Source organism: Nocardiopsis valliformis DSM 45023 (assembly GCF_000340985.1).
Taxonomy (GTDB): domain Bacteria; phylum Actinomycetota; class Actinomycetes; order Streptosporangiales; family Streptosporangiaceae; genus Nocardiopsis; species Nocardiopsis exhalans.
Genome location: NZ_ANAZ01000008.1, coordinates 1 through 16857, shown reverse-complemented (window position 1 = coordinate 16857; position 16857 = coordinate 1). Strand labels below are relative to the sequence as shown.

Below are 16857 nucleotides of genomic sequence, written 5' to 3'. Positions count from 1 at the left end.
ACGTGGGGTTCCTGTCCTGCCCAGAGTGCCAGAGCGCTTGACCGAAGGGGCGTGACGGGCGAGCGGTGCCCGCTGAGACCGCCGAGTGCACATGTATGGCCACAATCGGCAACAATCAGCCATCAGCGGGCAAAATCCACCTCTGTTGGGAAGACCACCGGTGGGCCCGGCCCGGCCCCGCTCCGGTCGGCCCCGTCCCCACCCGGTCTCACCCCCTTCATAGAGGACAGCCGTGCTCTCAGCACCCACCCCCTCGCGCCCTGTCGAAGAGCCCACCCACGACCGCGCCGTCGGCGCCCTGCTGGGTGTGGTGGCCGCCGCCGCCCTGGTCGGCGCCCCCACCGCTCTGGCCCGCCGCTTCACCGCCGCCGCCCTCGCACCGGCCGCCCCCAGTCGGCACGCTCGGGGCGAAGCCGCACTGCTGGCCGCCCTGACCCACACCGCTCTCACCACCACCCCTGCCAGCGCCCCGACGACCAACGCGGCCGCCACCGCGCCCCCTACCCCGGCCCACGATCCCGCTGCCGGTGTGAGCGATCCGGTGCACCGTGCCTGGGTGCGGGTGCTGGGCTCGCTGGTGGCGACCGGGGCTGCGCCCACCACCGAACCCGAGCTGGAGCACACCACCAACGACGACCCCCTGGGCGCCTCCTGGCAGGCCCTGACCCGCACCCCCGAACCCGCGCACGATCCCGCCCAGAGCTCTTTCGCCTGCGCGCACCTGGTGGAGGCCGTCTGGTCGGGCTACCACGCCTGCGGTGACCTGGCCGCGATGTACACCGGAGCCCTGGCCGGGGCACGGTGGGGGTACTCGGCCCTGCCCCTGCAGGCCCTGCGCAGGCTCAGCGAACACACCGACCCCCACGCGCTGACCAGCACCGCCCTGGTCGCGTTGCAGGGCCCCCATCCCGACCGGTGGCCCCAGCGACCCATCCGGGAGCGGCCCGAGCAGCGACTGCCGCCCTTCGCCGTACCCCACCCGTTGGACCCCCAGGTGCTGCTCGGAAACCTGGACTACCTGCGCACCCACCCGGCCAGTGTGGACGCGGCCGTCTCGCTGTGCCGTACCCACCCCAGCGACGCACCCCACCTGGCCGGACCGGACTGGGTTCGGGTGTGGCTGCACGACACCCCCGGCAAGAACTCCAACCTGCACTTCACCCTGGACGAGGCCGCCGCGGCGGTGGCGGGTCTGCGTGCGGAGGGCAAGCGGGTGCTGCTGCACTGCTGGGCGGGCGCCTCGCGCACCCCGGCCGTGGCCGCCCGCTATGCCAGCGCCGCCCTGGGAGCGCCGCCCCTGGCCAGCATGAGCACGCTCATCCACGCCATGGGCGGGCATCTGGACAACCCCACCCTGTCCAGGGCGGTGGCCGAGCTCAGCGGTCTGGAACTCCCCGATCCGCAGGCGGCCCTGTTCCCCCAAGGGCTTCCCCCGCGCCGCCCTGAGCTGCGCAAAGTCAAGGTCAGCGGGTGACAAGTTACACAAAGCGGCACTTTCCGGTACCGTTACTGTCGCGTTACCCCTAGGCTCTGCGCTCAGACCCCGTGCGATGCCATCGGCGGTCCCATCTCCGGCGCGCCCGGCCCCACCCTTCTCACGGGGCCCGCACCACCTGGCGCACCACGCCCTGCCCGGCACAACACCGGGAGGCCACCGCCACGCCCCTGTTCCCGTTCAAAGGACTGTGCTGTGGGCAAACACGAGCCCCAGATCCCACCCGCTGACGGCCCCCAGGCCCAGTACGAAGGCGACCACGAGGCCCAGTACGCAGCCGAGTACGAAGCGGCCACCGAGGCCGCTCACGCCGTGGGCCCGCGCCAGGCCGCGGCGCGCTCACGCTCGCGCAAAAAGCGCGCCCTGGTCGTGGCCTCGGCCGCCACTTTGACCCTGGTCGTGGGCGGCACCGCGGCAGCGGCCGTCATCGTCTCGGGCGGCGACCCGCACAGCGCCACCAGCGCCGCCGGGATCCCGCAGGCCCAGACCCAGACCCTGAGCGTGGAGGACATCGAGGAGGCCCCCGAGCCGACCGAGGACGCCGAGGAGCGTTCCCAGGCCGCGGCTCCCCAGGCGCTGACCGCCTCGGGCTCGGGCATCCGCGAGGAACCCGAAGAACCCGAGGAAGAGGAAGAGCCCGAATCCGAGGCCCCCTCCAGCGGCTCGGCCGCCTCCGAGGGCACCGGCCAGGGCGGCACCTGTGAGGCCTCCTTCTACGGCGACGGCTTCCACGGCGCCACCACCGCCAACGGCGAAACCTTCGACACTTACGGCATGACGGCCGCGCACAAAACGCTGCCTTTCAACACCATGGTCAAGGTGACCAACCCCAACAACGGCAAGTCGGTGACGGTACGCATCAACGACCGCGGCCCCTTCATCGCCGGTCGTTGCCTGGACCTGTCCACCGCTGCCTTCGACGAGATCATCGGCACCGGCGCCGGTGTGGGCACCGTCGCCTGGGAGGTCGTGGGCTAGCCACCCGCACACGACGTACCCGCACGCGCCCCAGGCCACCCGGCCCGGGGCGCGTCGTCGTCTCCTCCACATGTCACCACCACCCTGTCCACGGACGGCACACCGCCGGGTGTCCCACCCGCTGTTCCACGAGGCACCGCCAACCCCCTCCGCGGGCATGCCCACCCACACACACCCCGCCTGGCGCCTGCACCCCGGCCCCACCTGCACCGACCGGCCACCTTCGCCCGCACGGCCCGCGTAGAATCCACCCCCAAGGCCACACCCGCACCCCACACCGCCCCTACCCACCCGCGTGTGTGAGCCCCCGCACGTCACCCAGGCGTGGCACAATCCCCACCCATCACCACCGCCACAGGCCAAGCAGCCTCTGCGGCCACCACAACACCAAGGGGAGTCGGGCGTTGTTCCGCACCACCACCGGCTGGGTCGTCTCGCCCACCGACCTCGTCGACACACTGGAGTGCGACCACCGCAGCGCCCTCAAGAGCGCCCTGGCCGCGAACCTGACCGGAGCACCCCGCCCCGAGAAGGTCGACGAACTGGTCGCCCACCACGGCGACCTGCACGAAAAGGCCGAACTCCAACGCCTCACCGCCCTGTTCGGTGACGACCTGATCCGCGTCGAGGAACCCCGACCCGACGACCACTCCCTGGCCCGCGCCGCACACGAGACCGCCCAGGCCATGAACGCCGGCGCCCCCGTCATCTACCAGGCCTCCTTCCACCACCCCCTCACCGACGGTGTGGCCTTCCACGGGCGCGCCGACTTCCTCATCCGCTCCGATGTGGACCCCGCCACCGGTACCCCCCGCCCCCCAGCCCCCACCCCCTTCACCTACGAACCCTGGGACACCAAACTCGCCCGCCGCCCCGGCCCCTCCGCGGTGGTTCAGCTGGCCGCCTACGCCCAGGCCGTGGCCGTCCTGCACGGGCGCACCCCCGAGCACATGCACCTGCTCACCGGCGACCAACACACCCACACCCTGCCCACCGCCGAGTTCACCCCCATCCTGACCACCATCACCGACCGCCTGCTGGCCCACCTGGCGACCGAACCAGCACTGCCCACCCCCACCTGGGGCCAACCCCGCCCCGCCTGCGAGGGCTGCGGCTACAACACCTGGTGCTCCCAGGGACGCACCGCCGCCCGCCACCTGTCCCTGGTCGCAGGGCTGCGCACCGACCAGGCCGCCAAACTCACCGACGCCGGCCTGACCACCATCGACGCCCTGGCCTGCGCCCCCGACCAGGCCCGCCCCGCCACCCTGCCGCGCCGCTCCTTCGACCAGCTACGCGCCCAGGCCGCCCTGCAGGTACGCCAGGACACCACCCGCACCCCCGCCAACCCCCAGGGCACCGTCACCGCCGAGGTGTTCGCCCCCGACGGGCTGGCCACCCTGCCCACCCCCAGCCCGGGCGATGTCTTCTTCGACATGGAGGGCTACCCCTACCACTCCCGCCAGGGCGAGCGCGGCCTGGAGTACTTGTTCGGCGCCACCACCGAGGACGAGAGCGGCCGCGAAACCTTCCACGCCTTCTGGGCCCACGACCGCGCCCAGGAGAAAAAGGCCCTGGAGGACTTCGTCGACTTCGCCACCGCACGCATCGACGCCGACGAGAACGCGCACATCTACCACTACGCCTCCTACGAGGTGGACCGGCTCAAGCACCTGAGCTCGGAGTTCAACACCCGAGAGGAACAGGTCGACCGGCTGCTGCGGGAGAACCGCCTCATCGACCTGTTCACCGTGGTCAAGAAGAGCCTGCGCGTGTCCCAGCGCTCCTACTCCATCAAGTACCTGGAGCCGCTCTACCTGGACACCTCACGCCAGGGCGGGGTGACCACCGCCGCCTCCAGCATCGACGCCTACGCCGCCTACCTGGCCGCCCGCGAGGCCGACGACATCCGGGCCGCCGCCCAGGTGCTGGCCGACATCGCCGACTACAACCGCGACGACTGCCACTCCACCGCACGCCTGCGCGACTGGTTGGAGGACAGGCGCACCGAGCAGGGCATCACCGACCGGCCCCTGATCCAGTTCGAACTCTCCGAGGAGGAGGCCGAGCGGGCCCAAAGGCGCGCGGAGAAGGCCGCCCGCCACGCCGCCCTGACCCAGCCCCTGCTGGACCAGGTCCCCCAAGACCCGGCCCAGCGCGCCCCCCAGGACCACCCCCGGGCCGCGCTGGCCGCCCTGGTCGGCTACTACCAGCGCGAGAACACCCCGCCCTGGCGCGAACACTTCCAACGCCAGAGCGCACCCCTGACCGACCTGGAGACCGACAGCAACTGCGCGGTGCCCTGGCAGGTCCACGTGGGCGAGTGGGAAGAGCCCACCGGCCGACGCAAAAACGCCCGCCGCGAGGTGGCCATGCGCCTGGACCGCGCCCACCCCAACCCCTTCACCCTGGGCGAGAGCGTGCACCTGCTCCACCCCGGAGCGCCGGGGCAGGGGGCCACCACCCGCCCCGCCAAGGTCACCAAGGCCGAACCCGACTCCCTGACCCTGCTGGAGACCGCCGCCCCCGAGGACGTCTCCTCCCGCGCCCCCGTCGCGGTGCTGCCCGGCTCACCGGTGGACCCCAAACCCAAGGACGGCGCCCTGGAAACGGTCGCCCACACCGCCGTGGCCGAGCTGCCCACCTGGCCCCACCATCCGGGCCTTGACGCCCTACGCCGCATCCCGCCCCGCCTGAACCCGCCCGGCCCGCTCCCCGAAGCCGTCGAAGGCGACCTGATCAGCGCCGCCATCAGCGCCGTGGACCGCCTGGACCACTCCTACCTGGCCGTCCAAGGCCCACCCGGAGCCGGGAAAACCTACCTGGCCGCCCAGCTCATCACCCACCTGATCAAGGAAGGACGCAGCGTGGGCGTGTGCTCCACCGGCCACAAGGCCGTGGAGAACGTCATGGCCGCCGCCCTGCGCGCCGCCCAGGAGCAGGGCCTGAACGTGGCCGCCGCCAAACGCCCCCGCGGAGGCAAGAAGGACCCCGACGCCCCCTGGTACCAGCCCTCCAGCCAACAGGTCCTGGCCAACTGGCGCACCAAGAACGCCGCCCAGGGACAGCCCGTACTGATCGGCGGCACCGCCTGGGGCATGTCCGGCGCCGACACCATCGCCGACCCCCTGGACGTGATGATCATCGACGAGGCCGGACAGTTCGCCCTGGCCGACACCCTGGCCGTGTCCGCCTCAGCCCACAACCTCGTCCTGCTCGGCGACCCCCAACAACTACCCCAGGTCGTCCAGGGCGTGCACTCCGAGGGCGCCGACGCCTCGGCCCTGCAACACCTGATGGGCGAAGCAGCCATCATCGACCCCGCCCTGGGCTACTTCCTGGACCAGACCCGGCGCATGCACCCTGCAGTGTGCGCCCCGGTCTCGGCCCTGTCCTACCAGGGACGCCTCCAAGCCCACCCCTGCACCGCCCACCGCACGCTCTCCACCCTGTCCCCGGGCGTGTACACCAGCCCCGTCCACCACAGCGGCCGCACCACCCACAGCCCCGAAGAGGTCGAGCAGGTGGTGGCCGCCGCCCGCCGCCTGGTCACCGAACACCTCACCACCGACCCCGAACAGGGCCCGCGCCCGCTGACCGGCCAAGACATCTTGGTGGTGGCCCCCTACAACCTGCAGGTGCGCACCCTGCGCCAGGCCCTGGCCCACGCCCAGCAGGACACTCCCGCCCTGGAGGGGGTGCGGGTGGGCACCGTGGACAAATTCCAGGGCCAGGAAGCCGCCGCCGTCATCTGCTCCATGACCACCTCCAACGCCGCCGAGACCAGCCGCGGCCCCTCCTTCGTCCTGGACCGCAACCGCCTCAACGTCGCCCTCTCCCGCGCCCAACTCCTGGCCCTGGTGGTGCACTCACCCGACCTGCTCACCACCGCCCCGCGCACCATCGACGAACTCCGCCTGCTGGCCTCCTTCACCGGGCTGGTCAGCTCCGCCCGGCCCTGGCCCGACCACTGACCCGACCACGAGGAACCACGCCTGGCCCACCCCCTCCCAGGGTTTCGGACACCTTCCAGGTGGAGTACGTTTTAGGGAGCACCAAACGCCCGACCGCGAGCGCCCAGGCGCCTTTCGCGAGCGGGCTGTGCCCTGCCCCGCAAGGCCCGCCCCGCACCCGATGAGCGGGGCCCGGCCGCCCTGGCCCGCCACCCGTTCTCGAAAGGCACCACGGCCCCCGTGTCTGAACGTCCCTCCCCGCCCGGCGGTGGCCGCAACACCCGCCACCCCACCGGTATCCGTGTCGTCGTCGCCATCCTGGCCCTGTTCGCCCTGGTCCTGGGCCCCCTCGGTTACCTGATGGGGATCGATGCCGACTCCCATGCCGGCTCGGCCGCTGAATGGTTCACCCTGGCCTTCGGCGCTGCCGTGGGCATCCCCTTCCTGGCCGCGGCCGTGGCCACCGTGGCGGGCGACCGCAAGGCCGCCCTGTGGGCGTTGGCCCTGCTGATCTGGCCCGTGGTGTTCGTGGTGGTCATCCACCTGTCCGGGCTGGCCGGGTAGGCTCCCGGGCGTGTCACCCAAGAAACGCAACCGCCGCAAACCCCAGCAGGGGACCCCAAAGCCCGCTCCGGGCGCCGAGCACCAGAGCGGCCCCCCGGACACGGGCCGCCTCGAACCCGGGCAGACACCGAAGAAACGGCCGGTGAGCCGCACCCCCATCGCCCTCACCGAACCGGCCGACCGGCGCCTCACCGCGCTGTGGGTGATCCTGTGGGTGCTGTGGGCCCTGGGGAGCCCGCTGGCACTGGCCGCCCTGCTCTTCACCGCGCTCAACGCCTTCGAGATGGTCGCCGACCCGGCCATCATGGAGCCGGGCGCGATGATCGACCCGGCCCTGCTCGCCGAACAGCAGGCCGAGGCCGTGCGCGCCATCGGCACCGCCCTGGTCTGGTTCCTGATCATGGCCTGGCTCGTCCCGGCCGTGGGCGCCGTCACCGCCGCCGTGCTGCGCCGCAAGATGGCCGCGATCGCCTTCACCGTGGCCCTGGCCCTGTCGGTGGGGCTGCTGCTCCTGGTGGTCCCACCCGTGGAACTGTGGGAAGCGCTCAGCGCCCACCTGTTCGGTACCGTCGCACCCGCCCCAGGCTGATCCGGCCGCTCCGACCGCAGCCGCGGCACGGAACCAACACCGCACCAGCCCCACACCGAATACCGGCACAGAGCCGCACCCGCACAGCACCTGGCCCCTTGAGGCCGCACCAGAGCCCACCCGAGTACGCCCCGCCCGCCCCGCCTGCCACTCGCGGGCGCGGGCACCGGTCACAATGGAACCCGTGGACACCACCGACCCCGCCGACCCCGCCGCGCCCCGGGCCCAGCTCGCCCTGCCCGCACCCGTACGCGCCCGCCTGGAGCACCTGGATCACAGCGTGCTCGTCGATACCCGCGCCCTGGCCAGGGTCCGCGAACGCTTCGACACCGAACAGGCCCAGACCCTGGGCCGCTTCCTGACCAACGCCCAGTCACCGGCGACCCTGCGCGCCTACCGCGCCGACTGGACCTCCTTCAGCGCCTGGTGCCTGAGCGAGGAACGCACCTCCCTTCCAGCCGATGCGGTGGACGTGGCCGTCTACCTGGCTGCCTGCGCCGAACAGCGCACCGAGGACGGCGCCCGCTGGGCCCTGTCCCCGGCCACCCTCAAACGCCGGGCGGCGGCGATCGCCGCGGTCCACGGCGCCCACGGCCTGGACTCGCCCACCCGCGCCGAGGTGGTGCGCATGACCCTGCGCGGCATCGCGCGCACCCGCAAGGCACGCCCGCACCGCAAGGCCCCTGTGGTGCTCAGCACACTGGAGAGGCTGCTGGCGGTGCGCCCGGCCGAGGGGCATCCCGGGGGAGTGGCCCGCAGACGCGACGCCCTGCTGCTGCTGACCGGGTTCGCCGGGGCGCTGCGCCGCTCGGAACTGGCGGGGCTGAGCTTCGACGACCTGGAGCTGCGGATCGACCCTGACTCCGGAGCACCTACCCTGGTGGTCTCACTGTGGGCCACCAAGACCGACCAGGAGGGGCGGGCCAACCACAGGGTGGCCCTGCCACGCGGCCGCCACCGCGCCACCTGCCCGGTGTGCGCCCTGGCCGACTGGTCACAGCTGGTGGTGGTGCACCGCGACGGGGGAGCGGGAGCGGTGCGCGAGTGGTTGCAGAACCTGCCCGCACCCGAGGCTGCACCCGCGCACTCCTGCCAAAGCCTGGGGCGCCTGGAACTGTCCGATGGAACCGAACGCCCCCTGCTACCGGGGGTGGACCGGCACGGACGCCTGGCCGAGCGCCCCATGTCCGCCAAGGCCGTGGGGGACCTGGTCAAACGCTACGCACAGCGGGCCGGGCTGGACCCCAAGGACTTCGGCGGGCACTCGCTGCGCGCCGGTTTCGCCACCCAGGCCGCCCTGGGCGGGGCCACCGACCGCGAGATCATGCGCCAGGGCAGATGGACCAACGCCCAAACCGTCCACGACTACATCCGCACCGCCAACCCCCTGGAGGACAACGCGGTCACCCGACTGGGGCTGTGAGACCCCGCCAGGGGAGGTGATCCGGCAACTCACCGGCAACCACCCCATCTCGAATCACCAACAAACACACCAGTAACACCCGATATAGCCAGTTAAAGTGCGATCCTTCCCTGATGAGACATTAGGTTGGTTGCGTGAGAAAGGGGACGGACCCATGGTCGACGAGTTTCGCGCGGCTTTCCAAGAACTGATCGACGCCTCCGTCGCCACGGACCCCCAACAGTTCCCACCAGCCGTCCACAAGGTCTACCTCCTGGCCTCCCAGATCCCCGCCTCCGAACGGGAACTGGCCCTGGAAGCCCTCACCCCCCTGCTCTCCGGAGACCACGCCGCCCCCGGCATCATCGCCGACTTGTCCGTGGTCGCCGGCGCCCTGGTCGAAATGGGCACCGACCCCGGCCCCGCCGGCGTCGAAATCCTGCACCGCCTACGCACCATGGGCAAGGGCGCCATCGTCTTCGTCCGCGCCTGGGAGCGCACCGGCGGCGGCACCCCACCCGACCCCGACGCCGTCACCGCCGACGCCGAAGCGCGCGTGGCCGCCGACCTGGGCCCCGACGCCCCAGCCGCCACCATGTGCTGGTGGACCATCCGCCGCCACGGCCTGGCCGCCCGCACCATGCTCAGCGAATCCAGCGTGCGCGCCCACATCCGCCGCGACCCCTCCCTGCACGCCGAACTCGTGGCCATCGCCAACCAGCTCAGCGACCTGCTCACCGAGTTCGACGAGGTCCGCGCCCTGCTACGCATGGCCGAGGCCACCTCGGCCCTGGTCATGGACCGCGCCTCCACCCGCGCCTTCCGGGTGCTCTTCGACGGCATCGGCGACAACTTCCAGCTGCACACCCTGCTGGCCGACGCCCTCATCGGCCCCGGCGGCCAGGGACTGAGCGGCGAGGCACCCGACCCGCGCTGGACCGCCTCCTTCCGCGACGGCCCCGTGGACCCCACCGCCCAAACCGTGTGGGGCTGGTGGAACATGGTCGCCCACGACGGCTCCTGGGTGTGGAACGAGGGTGTGCCCGCCGAGATCCCCACCGTCGACGGCGAACACGTCCTGGTCCTGGACGAACAGCCCTACCCCCGCTCCTGGAACGCCGGCCGGCGCCACATGCACGTGCGCGGCTGGCTGGAAGTGGAATCCGAACTCAGTCGCGAGGAAGCCGAGCTGTGGTGGAAGCGGGTGGCCCCGGCCGAGCCCGCCATCCCCGACCCCGAGGACCACACGCCCCTGCCCGAACCGGTGGTGCTCCAGACCCCCGGACCGGCCCCCGACGCCCAGCGCGTGCGCGGCTTCGTACCCGAGGCCAAGGCCCAGGCCGCACAGGACCCGCAGAGCGAGAGCGAGGCGACCGGCCCGGCACCGGCAGCCGCACCCAACCCCTTCAGCCCTGATGCGGTCAGCTCCGCTACGGCCGGTTCCGTCCAGGCCAGCGCTGAGGACCAGGCGCCGCTCCAGACTCCACAACCCCCGCTCGAGCCGCCTGCGGCCGAGCAGACCCCCGAGCCCGAAAGGGCCGAGGACGCCCAACTCCAGCCCGAGCCCGACATCGCGGTGCCTGCCCCGGTTACCACCGGCCCCGAGTTCACCTTCGAGGACCGCGCCCGACCCCAGAACCCCTTCGAAGCCGCTGACGACACCGGTGGACAGCCAGTCGACGGACTGACCGCCCAGATCCCCGTGGTGGCCGATACCGAACCGGACCCTGACACCGAAGAGGCCGAGGAGCCCGAAGGGCCCAAGGGTCCCGCCCTCGAGGGCCCCGGCGCCCACGAGGCAGCCCCCCAGGCCACACCCGCCACCAACCCGAACACGACCTCCACCGGGCTGCCGCGGATGCCGCGCGGGGTCTCCCAAAGCTCGGCCTGGGGCCCCACCTGGCGCTGAGCCCAACACCACGGGCACCCGCACCTCACACGCAAGGGGCCCGGGAGCGAACGCGCTCCCGGGCCCCTTGCCCGTGGGGCAAGATCAGTGATCATCCTCCAGCCGGTGACGCGGCTCGTGGTGGGCCGGAACCGGCTCAGCCCGGGTGGAGCTGCGGGGACGAGCCCCACCCTCATCGTCCTCGTCGTAGAGGCCGTCGAAGTAGTCCTCCTCCGTGAGCCCCTCCTCCTCGCGAACCCAACGGGTGCCCACGAACAAGGGGGCCAACAGCACCAGCGTCAGGGGCACGAACACACCCAGGGGCAACAGCGTCAGGGCGCCCTCCGTCCCAGGCAGGACCGGCAACCGCTCCAACAGGTGCATGCGCACCAGAGCAGTCGCACTCGCCCCGCCCAGAACCAGCGCGGCGGAAAAGGGCAGCATCGGGGTCATCCGCGGCGGAACCGCGACCAGGGCCACCAGCAGGCCCACGCCCACCAGGCCAGCCAGCGCCACCGGGCCGCTGCCCTGCAGGACACTCATACCAGCCGCGTGCAGGCCCCGCAGGTGAGCGAACGCCCAGCCGGTCACCAGTAGCAGCATCGGACCCAGGATCAGGCCCGACAGGAAGCCGACAACATGTCGCACGGGGGTGCTCCTCTCAGGGGTTGCGCAGAACCATAGCGACAAAAACCAAGATCAGCACCATAAGCCCCATGTCAGCCATCCCGGACACCAGTGCGCGGCACGCCCGCACCGCCCACCACACAAGCCCCCTGACCCGCACTAGGCTGCCCAACGTGAGCCAACCAGAACACGACCCCGAGATCATCGAACTCGCCACCCGCCTGTTCGGCCACGCCCGCGCCGGCCACGCCCTGGAACTGGCCCCCTACCTCCAGGCAGGACTGCCCGCCAACCTGACCAACGACCACGGCGACACCCTGCTGATGCTGGCCTCCTACCACGGCCACCTGCCCGTGGTGGAACTGTTGCTGGAGCACGGCGCCGACCCCGACCAGCTCAACGACCGCGGCCAGTCACCCCTGGCCGGGGCGGTCTTCAAGGGCGAGGACGAGATCGTCCGGGCCCTGGTGCGAGCAGGCGCCAACCCCGACACAGGCACCCCCTCGGCGCGCGCGAGCGCCCGAATGTTCGACCAGCAAGGGCTGTTGGAGCTGTTCGACAACGGCGTGCCCGCCGCGCGTGCGCGCCGCGACCCTGAACCGGGCTCCTGAAAAGTCACCGGACTCGCGTTGAACGCACCGTGGCGCCGCCCCCGGGTGGGGGACGGCGCCACGGGTGTCCGTCAGGGCTCTGGGAGGTGTTTCCTCACCTGGCTGTGGGAGCCCCTGGAGGGGGACCGGCCCCGCTGGGTGGGGCCGGGGTGTTGCTCTAGCGGTCGGGGGAGTGCCCGGCCCCCTCGCCCTCCGAACCGCTGCTGTGGCCACCGCCGGCGGCCGGGGCAGCCACGGCTGCCGCCTTGGCACCAGTTCCGGCGATGCGGTCCAGTTCCTCAGGGGTGGCCCGACCCTCCACACCCAGCACATGGCGGCTGGGCTTGGTGGGTCCGAACAGGCGGCGTGCCTCGTAGGCCAGCACCGCGATCACGATGGAGGCGATGGTCGCCCACAGGGCCTGGCGGTGTTCGGGCAGGGTGGCCATGGCCAGGAAGATCGCCGCCAGCCCCAGCAGAGTGGCCCAGGTCAAGTAGGGGAAGCCCCACATACGCAGGGTGATCCGCTCGGGGGCGTTGCGGCGCACCCGAGCGCCCACCACCAGCTGCGAGGCGCAGATGGTCAAGAACAGCACCAGCAGGATCGCGCCGATGGAGGCGACCAGGAACGGGAAGACCTGGCCAGGGAAGAGGTAGTCGGCGACCACCGCGGCATAGCCGACCACGGTGCCCAGCAAGATGGCGCGCACCGGCACCCCACGCCGGTTGGTGCCCTTGAGCACGCGGGGGGCGTCGCCCTGACGGGTGAGCATGAACAGCATCCGCGAGGAGGTGTACATGGCGGCGTTGAGCACGCTCAGCACCGCGATCAGGACCACGATCTCCATGATCAGTGCGGCGCCGGGAATACCCACGGTCTCCATGACCACCACGAAGGGGCTGCGGTTGAGCTCGGTGGAGTTCCACGGCACGACCATGACCACGACCAGGATGGAGGCGACGTAGAACAGGCCGATGCGCCACAGGACGTTGGTGATGGCCGAGGCCACCCCGCGCTCGGGTTCGGCGCTCTCACCGGCGGCGATGGTGATGATCTCCACGCCACCGAAGGCGAACAGGACCACCACGGTGGCGCCCAGGACCGCGACCCAGCCGTTGGGGGCGAACCCGCCCAGCTCCCACAGGTTGGTGACCGTGGAGCCATCGGAACCGGTCCACAGGCCGAAGGCGTACAGGCCGCCCACCAGGAGGAAGGCCACGATGGTGGCGACCTTGATCAGGGAGAACAGGGATTCGGTTTCAGCGAAGACCTTGACCGAGATCAGGTTGGCCACGGTCATGGTCAGGAGCACGATCAATGCCAGGGCCCAGCCGGGCACGTCCACCCACTGGCTCAGGATGGCGGCTCCAGCCACCGACTCCGCGGCCACCAGGACCGCGTACATCCACCAGTAGACCCAGCCGATGGTGAACCCGGCCCGGGGCCCGAACGCCAGGCGGGCGTAGTCGGAGAAGGAACCTCCGGCCGGAACCGACACGACCATCTCGCCCAGAGCCCGCAGGGTCAAGAAGACCAGGGCTCCGGCCAACGCGTAGGACAGAACCGCCGCGGGTCCCGCGGTCTGGATCACCGCGCCTGAGCCGATGAACAGCCCGGCGCCCACCGATCCGCCGATCGCGATCAGTGCCATGTGTCGGCGGCGTAGCGAGTGTGCCAGCCCCGACCCGTTGTCTGTTGGGGTCGTCTCTTCGGACGACGTTTCACTGCGTGTCACGGGCCCCACCATAGGACGAAAGGTTCATCACATTTTTCACTAGCCCCAGAAAAAAGCCCATGAACCTACGAATGCGAGCTAGGTCATCTTCTTCACCCAGGGGTCAAAACCACCATCGCAACCCCAAGTGTGTGTCGCGCCTGATGCAACACCACACCACCCCCACCCCATCCCCAAGGTGACCAAACCCATCCCACGCCACGCCCTCCCACCCCAGAGGGAGGCGCACACCCACCCGCCCGTGCCACGATCCACCCATGCGCCACCTCACCACCCCCCTGACCAGAACACTCCACCCCCTGGTCAGCGCCCACACCTACCAACGCTGGGCCTACCTGATCATCGGCGGCGCACTCCTGATGCCCTACCTCATGGCCGCCCTGGTCCTGAGCACCCTGCTCACCAGCCCCAACCCCACCGCAGCCCAAGCCACCACCGACCCCAACCCCACCCTCTGGGCCCTGACCCTGCTCATCGGCACCACCCTGCTCACCGCCACCGCCCTGCTCACCGCCACCCGCACCGGCCAACTCCACCTAGCCCGCGCCCTCCTCACCCCCCTGGACCCCACCCCCACCACCAGCCGATGGCGCACCACCGCCTGGCTCCACCTCCACCTGACCCTGGGCATGGCCACCTGCCTGGCCACCATGGTCGCCCTCACCGAAGCCGCCCTGTTAGCCATCGCACCCCTGACCCCCCAACCCCACCCCATCGCCCAGGGCCCCTTCACCCTCTTCGGCTACGGCCACCTCACACACCCCCTGTGGGGCCCACCCCTAGCCCTGACCTGGGTCCTAGCCCTGATCTACACCATCGCCCTCACCGGCCACCTGCTCGCCAAAGCAGCACCCCACCTACTCGGACCCACCCCCACCGACCGCCTGACCGCCGCCCACACCCACGCCCACCGCCTGGCCGAACGCAACCGCCTGGCCCGCGAACTCCACGACTCCCTGGGCCACGCCCTGTCCGTGGTCACCCTCCAAGCCGCCACCGCCGCCCGCCTGATCGACACCAACCCCGACTTCGCCCGCCAGGCCCTGACCCACATCGCCGACACCGCACGCACCGCCACCGCCGACCTCGACCACGCCCTGGGACTCCTACGCCAGGACACCCCCACCCCCACCGCACCCCCACCCGACCTGGGCGCCCTCCCCCACCTGACCCAGCCCACCCAACACACCGGCACCGACCTGACCTGCCACATCCACGGCCAAGTCACCCAAGTACCCGCCCTGCTCTCACGCGAGACCTACCGCATCGCCCAAGAAGCCCTCACCAACGCCCTACGCCACGCACCCCACCAACCCCTCACCCTCACCCTGCACACCACCCCCGGCCAACTCACCCTCACCATCACCAACCCCCTCCCACCCCACACCACCAAAACCCACCGGCGCCACCGCACCGGCGGCCGCGGCATCCAGGGCATGCAAGAGCGCGCCCACCTGATCGGCGGCACCCTCACCACCCGCCCCACCACCACCCACTTCCACACCACACTCCACCTGACCTGGAAAGAGAACCCGTGATCAGGATCAACCTCGTCGACGACGAAGCCCTCATCCGCGCCGGCCTAGCCGCCCTCATCAACGCCGAAGACGACATGGAAGTCACCGGACAAGCCGCAGACGGCGCCGACGTCCCCGACCTGGTCCGTCGCACCCGCCCCCACCTGATCCTGATGGACGTGCGCATGCCCGGCCTGGACGGCATCCAAGCCACCCACACCCTCCAACGCTCACCCCACCCACCCCGCGTCATCGTCGTCACCACCTTCGACAACGACGACTACGTCTGGGGCGCCCTGCGCGCCGGAGCCCACGGCTTCCTCCTCAAACGCACCCCACCCGAAAACATCCTGGCCGCCATCCGCCTGGTCCACCGCGGCGACACCCTGCTCTTCCCCACCGCCCTACGCACCATGGCCGCCACCCAACCCACCAGGCCCACCCCCGCCGCCCAAGCCGTGGCCACCCTCACCGAACGCGAAGCCCAAACCCTCACCCTCATCGCCCAAGGCCTGACCAACGCCGAAATCGCCACCCACCTGCACCTGGGCCTCCAAACCGTCAAAACCCACGTGTCCAACACCCTCACCAAACTCGGTGTCCGCGACCGCACCCAAGCCGTCATCGCCGCCTACGACTCCGGCCTCATCCACCCCGGTAACCCCCCACGGCCCTCCTGAAAACCACGACACACCCACCAAAGCGCCAACACACAGCAACCACACTGTTACGTTCAGCACTCAAAGGCGGCCCAGACCAGCACATCCGGGGGAGAACACCATGCCCACCGCACCCACAACCATCGACCTCGACCTCATCCGCACCCTCTACCGCACCCACCGAGACGACCTGGCCACAGTGCGCGACCAACAACGCAGGCTCCACGCCGACGCCGACCCCGCCATGACCCCCCAACTCGACGACCTCGAAGCCGAAATCACCTACCTACTCCTACGCCACCACCAACCCGCCAACGTCGTCGAAATCGGCACCTACTACGGCTGGTCCACCTCCTGGATCCTCTCCGCCCTCCGCGACAACGGCACCGGCCACCTCCACTCCTTCGACATCGTCGACCACGCCACCACCCACGTCCCCGAACACCTGTCCGCCGACCGCTGGACCTTCACCAAAGGCGACGTCCGCGCCAAGATCACCCACATCCCCACCGACACCGACTACCTGTTTATCGACGCCGCCCACAACGGCTGGTTCGCCCGCTGGTACATCCACCACTTGCTGCCCACCCTGCCCGCCCACATCCCCGTCAGCGTCCACGACGTCTTCCACCAGCGCTACGCCCTGCCCTTCACCGAAGGAGCCGTGGTCCTCAAATGGCTGACCAACAACACCACCGACTACTTCACCGCCTCAGCCGCCCGCGCACCCCACCACCACCAAGCCCTCAACGACCTCAAAACCGAACTCGGCCTGGACACCCCCGTACGCACCTCCCCCCACAACCCCATGATCTTCTTCCGCCTTCCCGAACGCCCCCCCCCCCGGCAAACCATCCCTG

Annotated in this window: 13 protein-coding genes; 11 read left to right on the top strand and 2 right to left on the bottom strand. The window is 71.0% G+C overall.

Annotation, left to right across the window (positions count from 1 at the left end; translation table 11 throughout):
• Positions 1–232: 232 nt before the first annotated feature.
• The 7 genes from D457_RS0108105 to D457_RS36920 all read left to right on the top strand — a co-directional run bounded on the left by D457_RS0108105 (position 233) and on the right by D457_RS36920 (position 10890).
• A complete protein-coding gene (locus D457_RS0108105) occupies positions 233–1474 on the top strand; it encodes a protein-tyrosine phosphatase family protein (RefSeq protein ID WP_017580149.1) in 1242 nt (413 codons plus the stop codon).
• A 216-nt stretch (positions 1475–1690) separates the two neighbouring features.
• Entirely contained in the window at positions 1691–2473 is a 783-nt protein-coding gene (locus D457_RS0108100) for a septal ring lytic transglycosylase RlpA family protein (RefSeq protein WP_017580148.1), read from the top strand.
• 404 nt (positions 2474–2877) lie between these two features.
• A complete protein-coding gene (locus D457_RS0108095) occupies positions 2878–6447 on the top strand; it encodes a TM0106 family RecB-like putative nuclease (RefSeq protein ID WP_017580147.1) in 3570 nt (1189 codons plus the stop codon).
• Between the two features lie 219 nt (positions 6448–6666).
• Positions 6667–6990: a hypothetical protein gene (locus D457_RS0108090; RefSeq protein WP_017580146.1), complete on the top strand. Its 324-nt coding sequence runs from the start codon at positions 6667–6669 to the stop codon at positions 6988–6990.
• 10 nt (positions 6991–7000) lie between these two features.
• Positions 7001–7579: a hypothetical protein gene (locus D457_RS0108085; protein WP_026116453.1), complete on the top strand. Its 579-nt coding sequence runs from the start codon at positions 7001–7003 to the stop codon at positions 7577–7579.
• Between the two features lie 175 nt (positions 7580–7754).
• Complete coding sequence (locus D457_RS0108080; RefSeq protein WP_017580144.1) at positions 7755–9002, top strand: site-specific integrase; 1248 nt, start codon at positions 7755–7757, stop codon at positions 9000–9002.
• A 154-nt stretch (positions 9003–9156) separates the two neighbouring features.
• Entirely contained in the window at positions 9157–10890 is a 1734-nt protein-coding gene (locus tag D457_RS36920; protein WP_017580143.1) for a hypothetical protein, read from the top strand.
• A gap of 84 nt (positions 10891–10974) precedes the next feature.
• On the opposite strand, the gene D457_RS0108070 is transcribed toward D457_RS36920, so the two are convergent.
• On the bottom strand, positions 10975–11517 hold the full coding sequence (locus D457_RS0108070; RefSeq protein ID WP_017580142.1) for a hypothetical protein: 543 nt from the start codon (positions 11515–11517) through the stop codon (positions 10975–10977).
• Positions 11518–11585: 68 nt separating this feature from the next.
• On the opposite strand from D457_RS0108070, the gene D457_RS32100 reads away from it, so the two are divergent.
• Positions 11586–12107, top strand: a complete 522-nt coding sequence (locus tag D457_RS32100; protein WP_017580141.1) for an ankyrin repeat domain-containing protein — start codon at positions 11586–11588, stop codon at positions 12105–12107.
• A 157-nt stretch (positions 12108–12264) separates the two neighbouring features.
• Here D457_RS32100 and D457_RS0108060 read toward each other — a convergent pair whose 3' ends face one another.
• Positions 12265–13737, bottom strand: coding sequence for an amino acid permease (locus tag D457_RS0108060; protein ID WP_017580140.1), 1473 nt, complete (start codon positions 13735–13737; stop codon positions 12265–12267).
• A gap of 341 nt (positions 13738–14078) precedes the next feature.
• On the opposite strand from D457_RS0108060, the gene D457_RS0108055 reads away from it, so the two are divergent.
• The 3 genes from D457_RS0108055 to D457_RS0108045 all read left to right on the top strand — a co-directional run.
• A complete protein-coding gene (locus D457_RS0108055) occupies positions 14079–15359 on the top strand; it encodes a sensor histidine kinase (RefSeq protein WP_017580139.1) in 1281 nt (426 codons plus the stop codon).
• The gene (locus D457_RS0108050) at positions 15356–16018 is read left to right on the top strand and encodes a response regulator (RefSeq protein ID WP_017580138.1); all 663 of its coding nucleotides are present in this window, start codon (positions 15356–15358) and stop codon (positions 16016–16018) included. The genes D457_RS0108055 and D457_RS0108050 overlap by 4 nt, the downstream gene beginning before the upstream one ends.
• 100 nt (positions 16019–16118) lie before the next feature.
• Positions 16119–16857: class I SAM-dependent methyltransferase (locus tag D457_RS0108045; RefSeq protein WP_017580137.1), on the top strand; the 739-nt coding region annotated here is incomplete at its 3' end.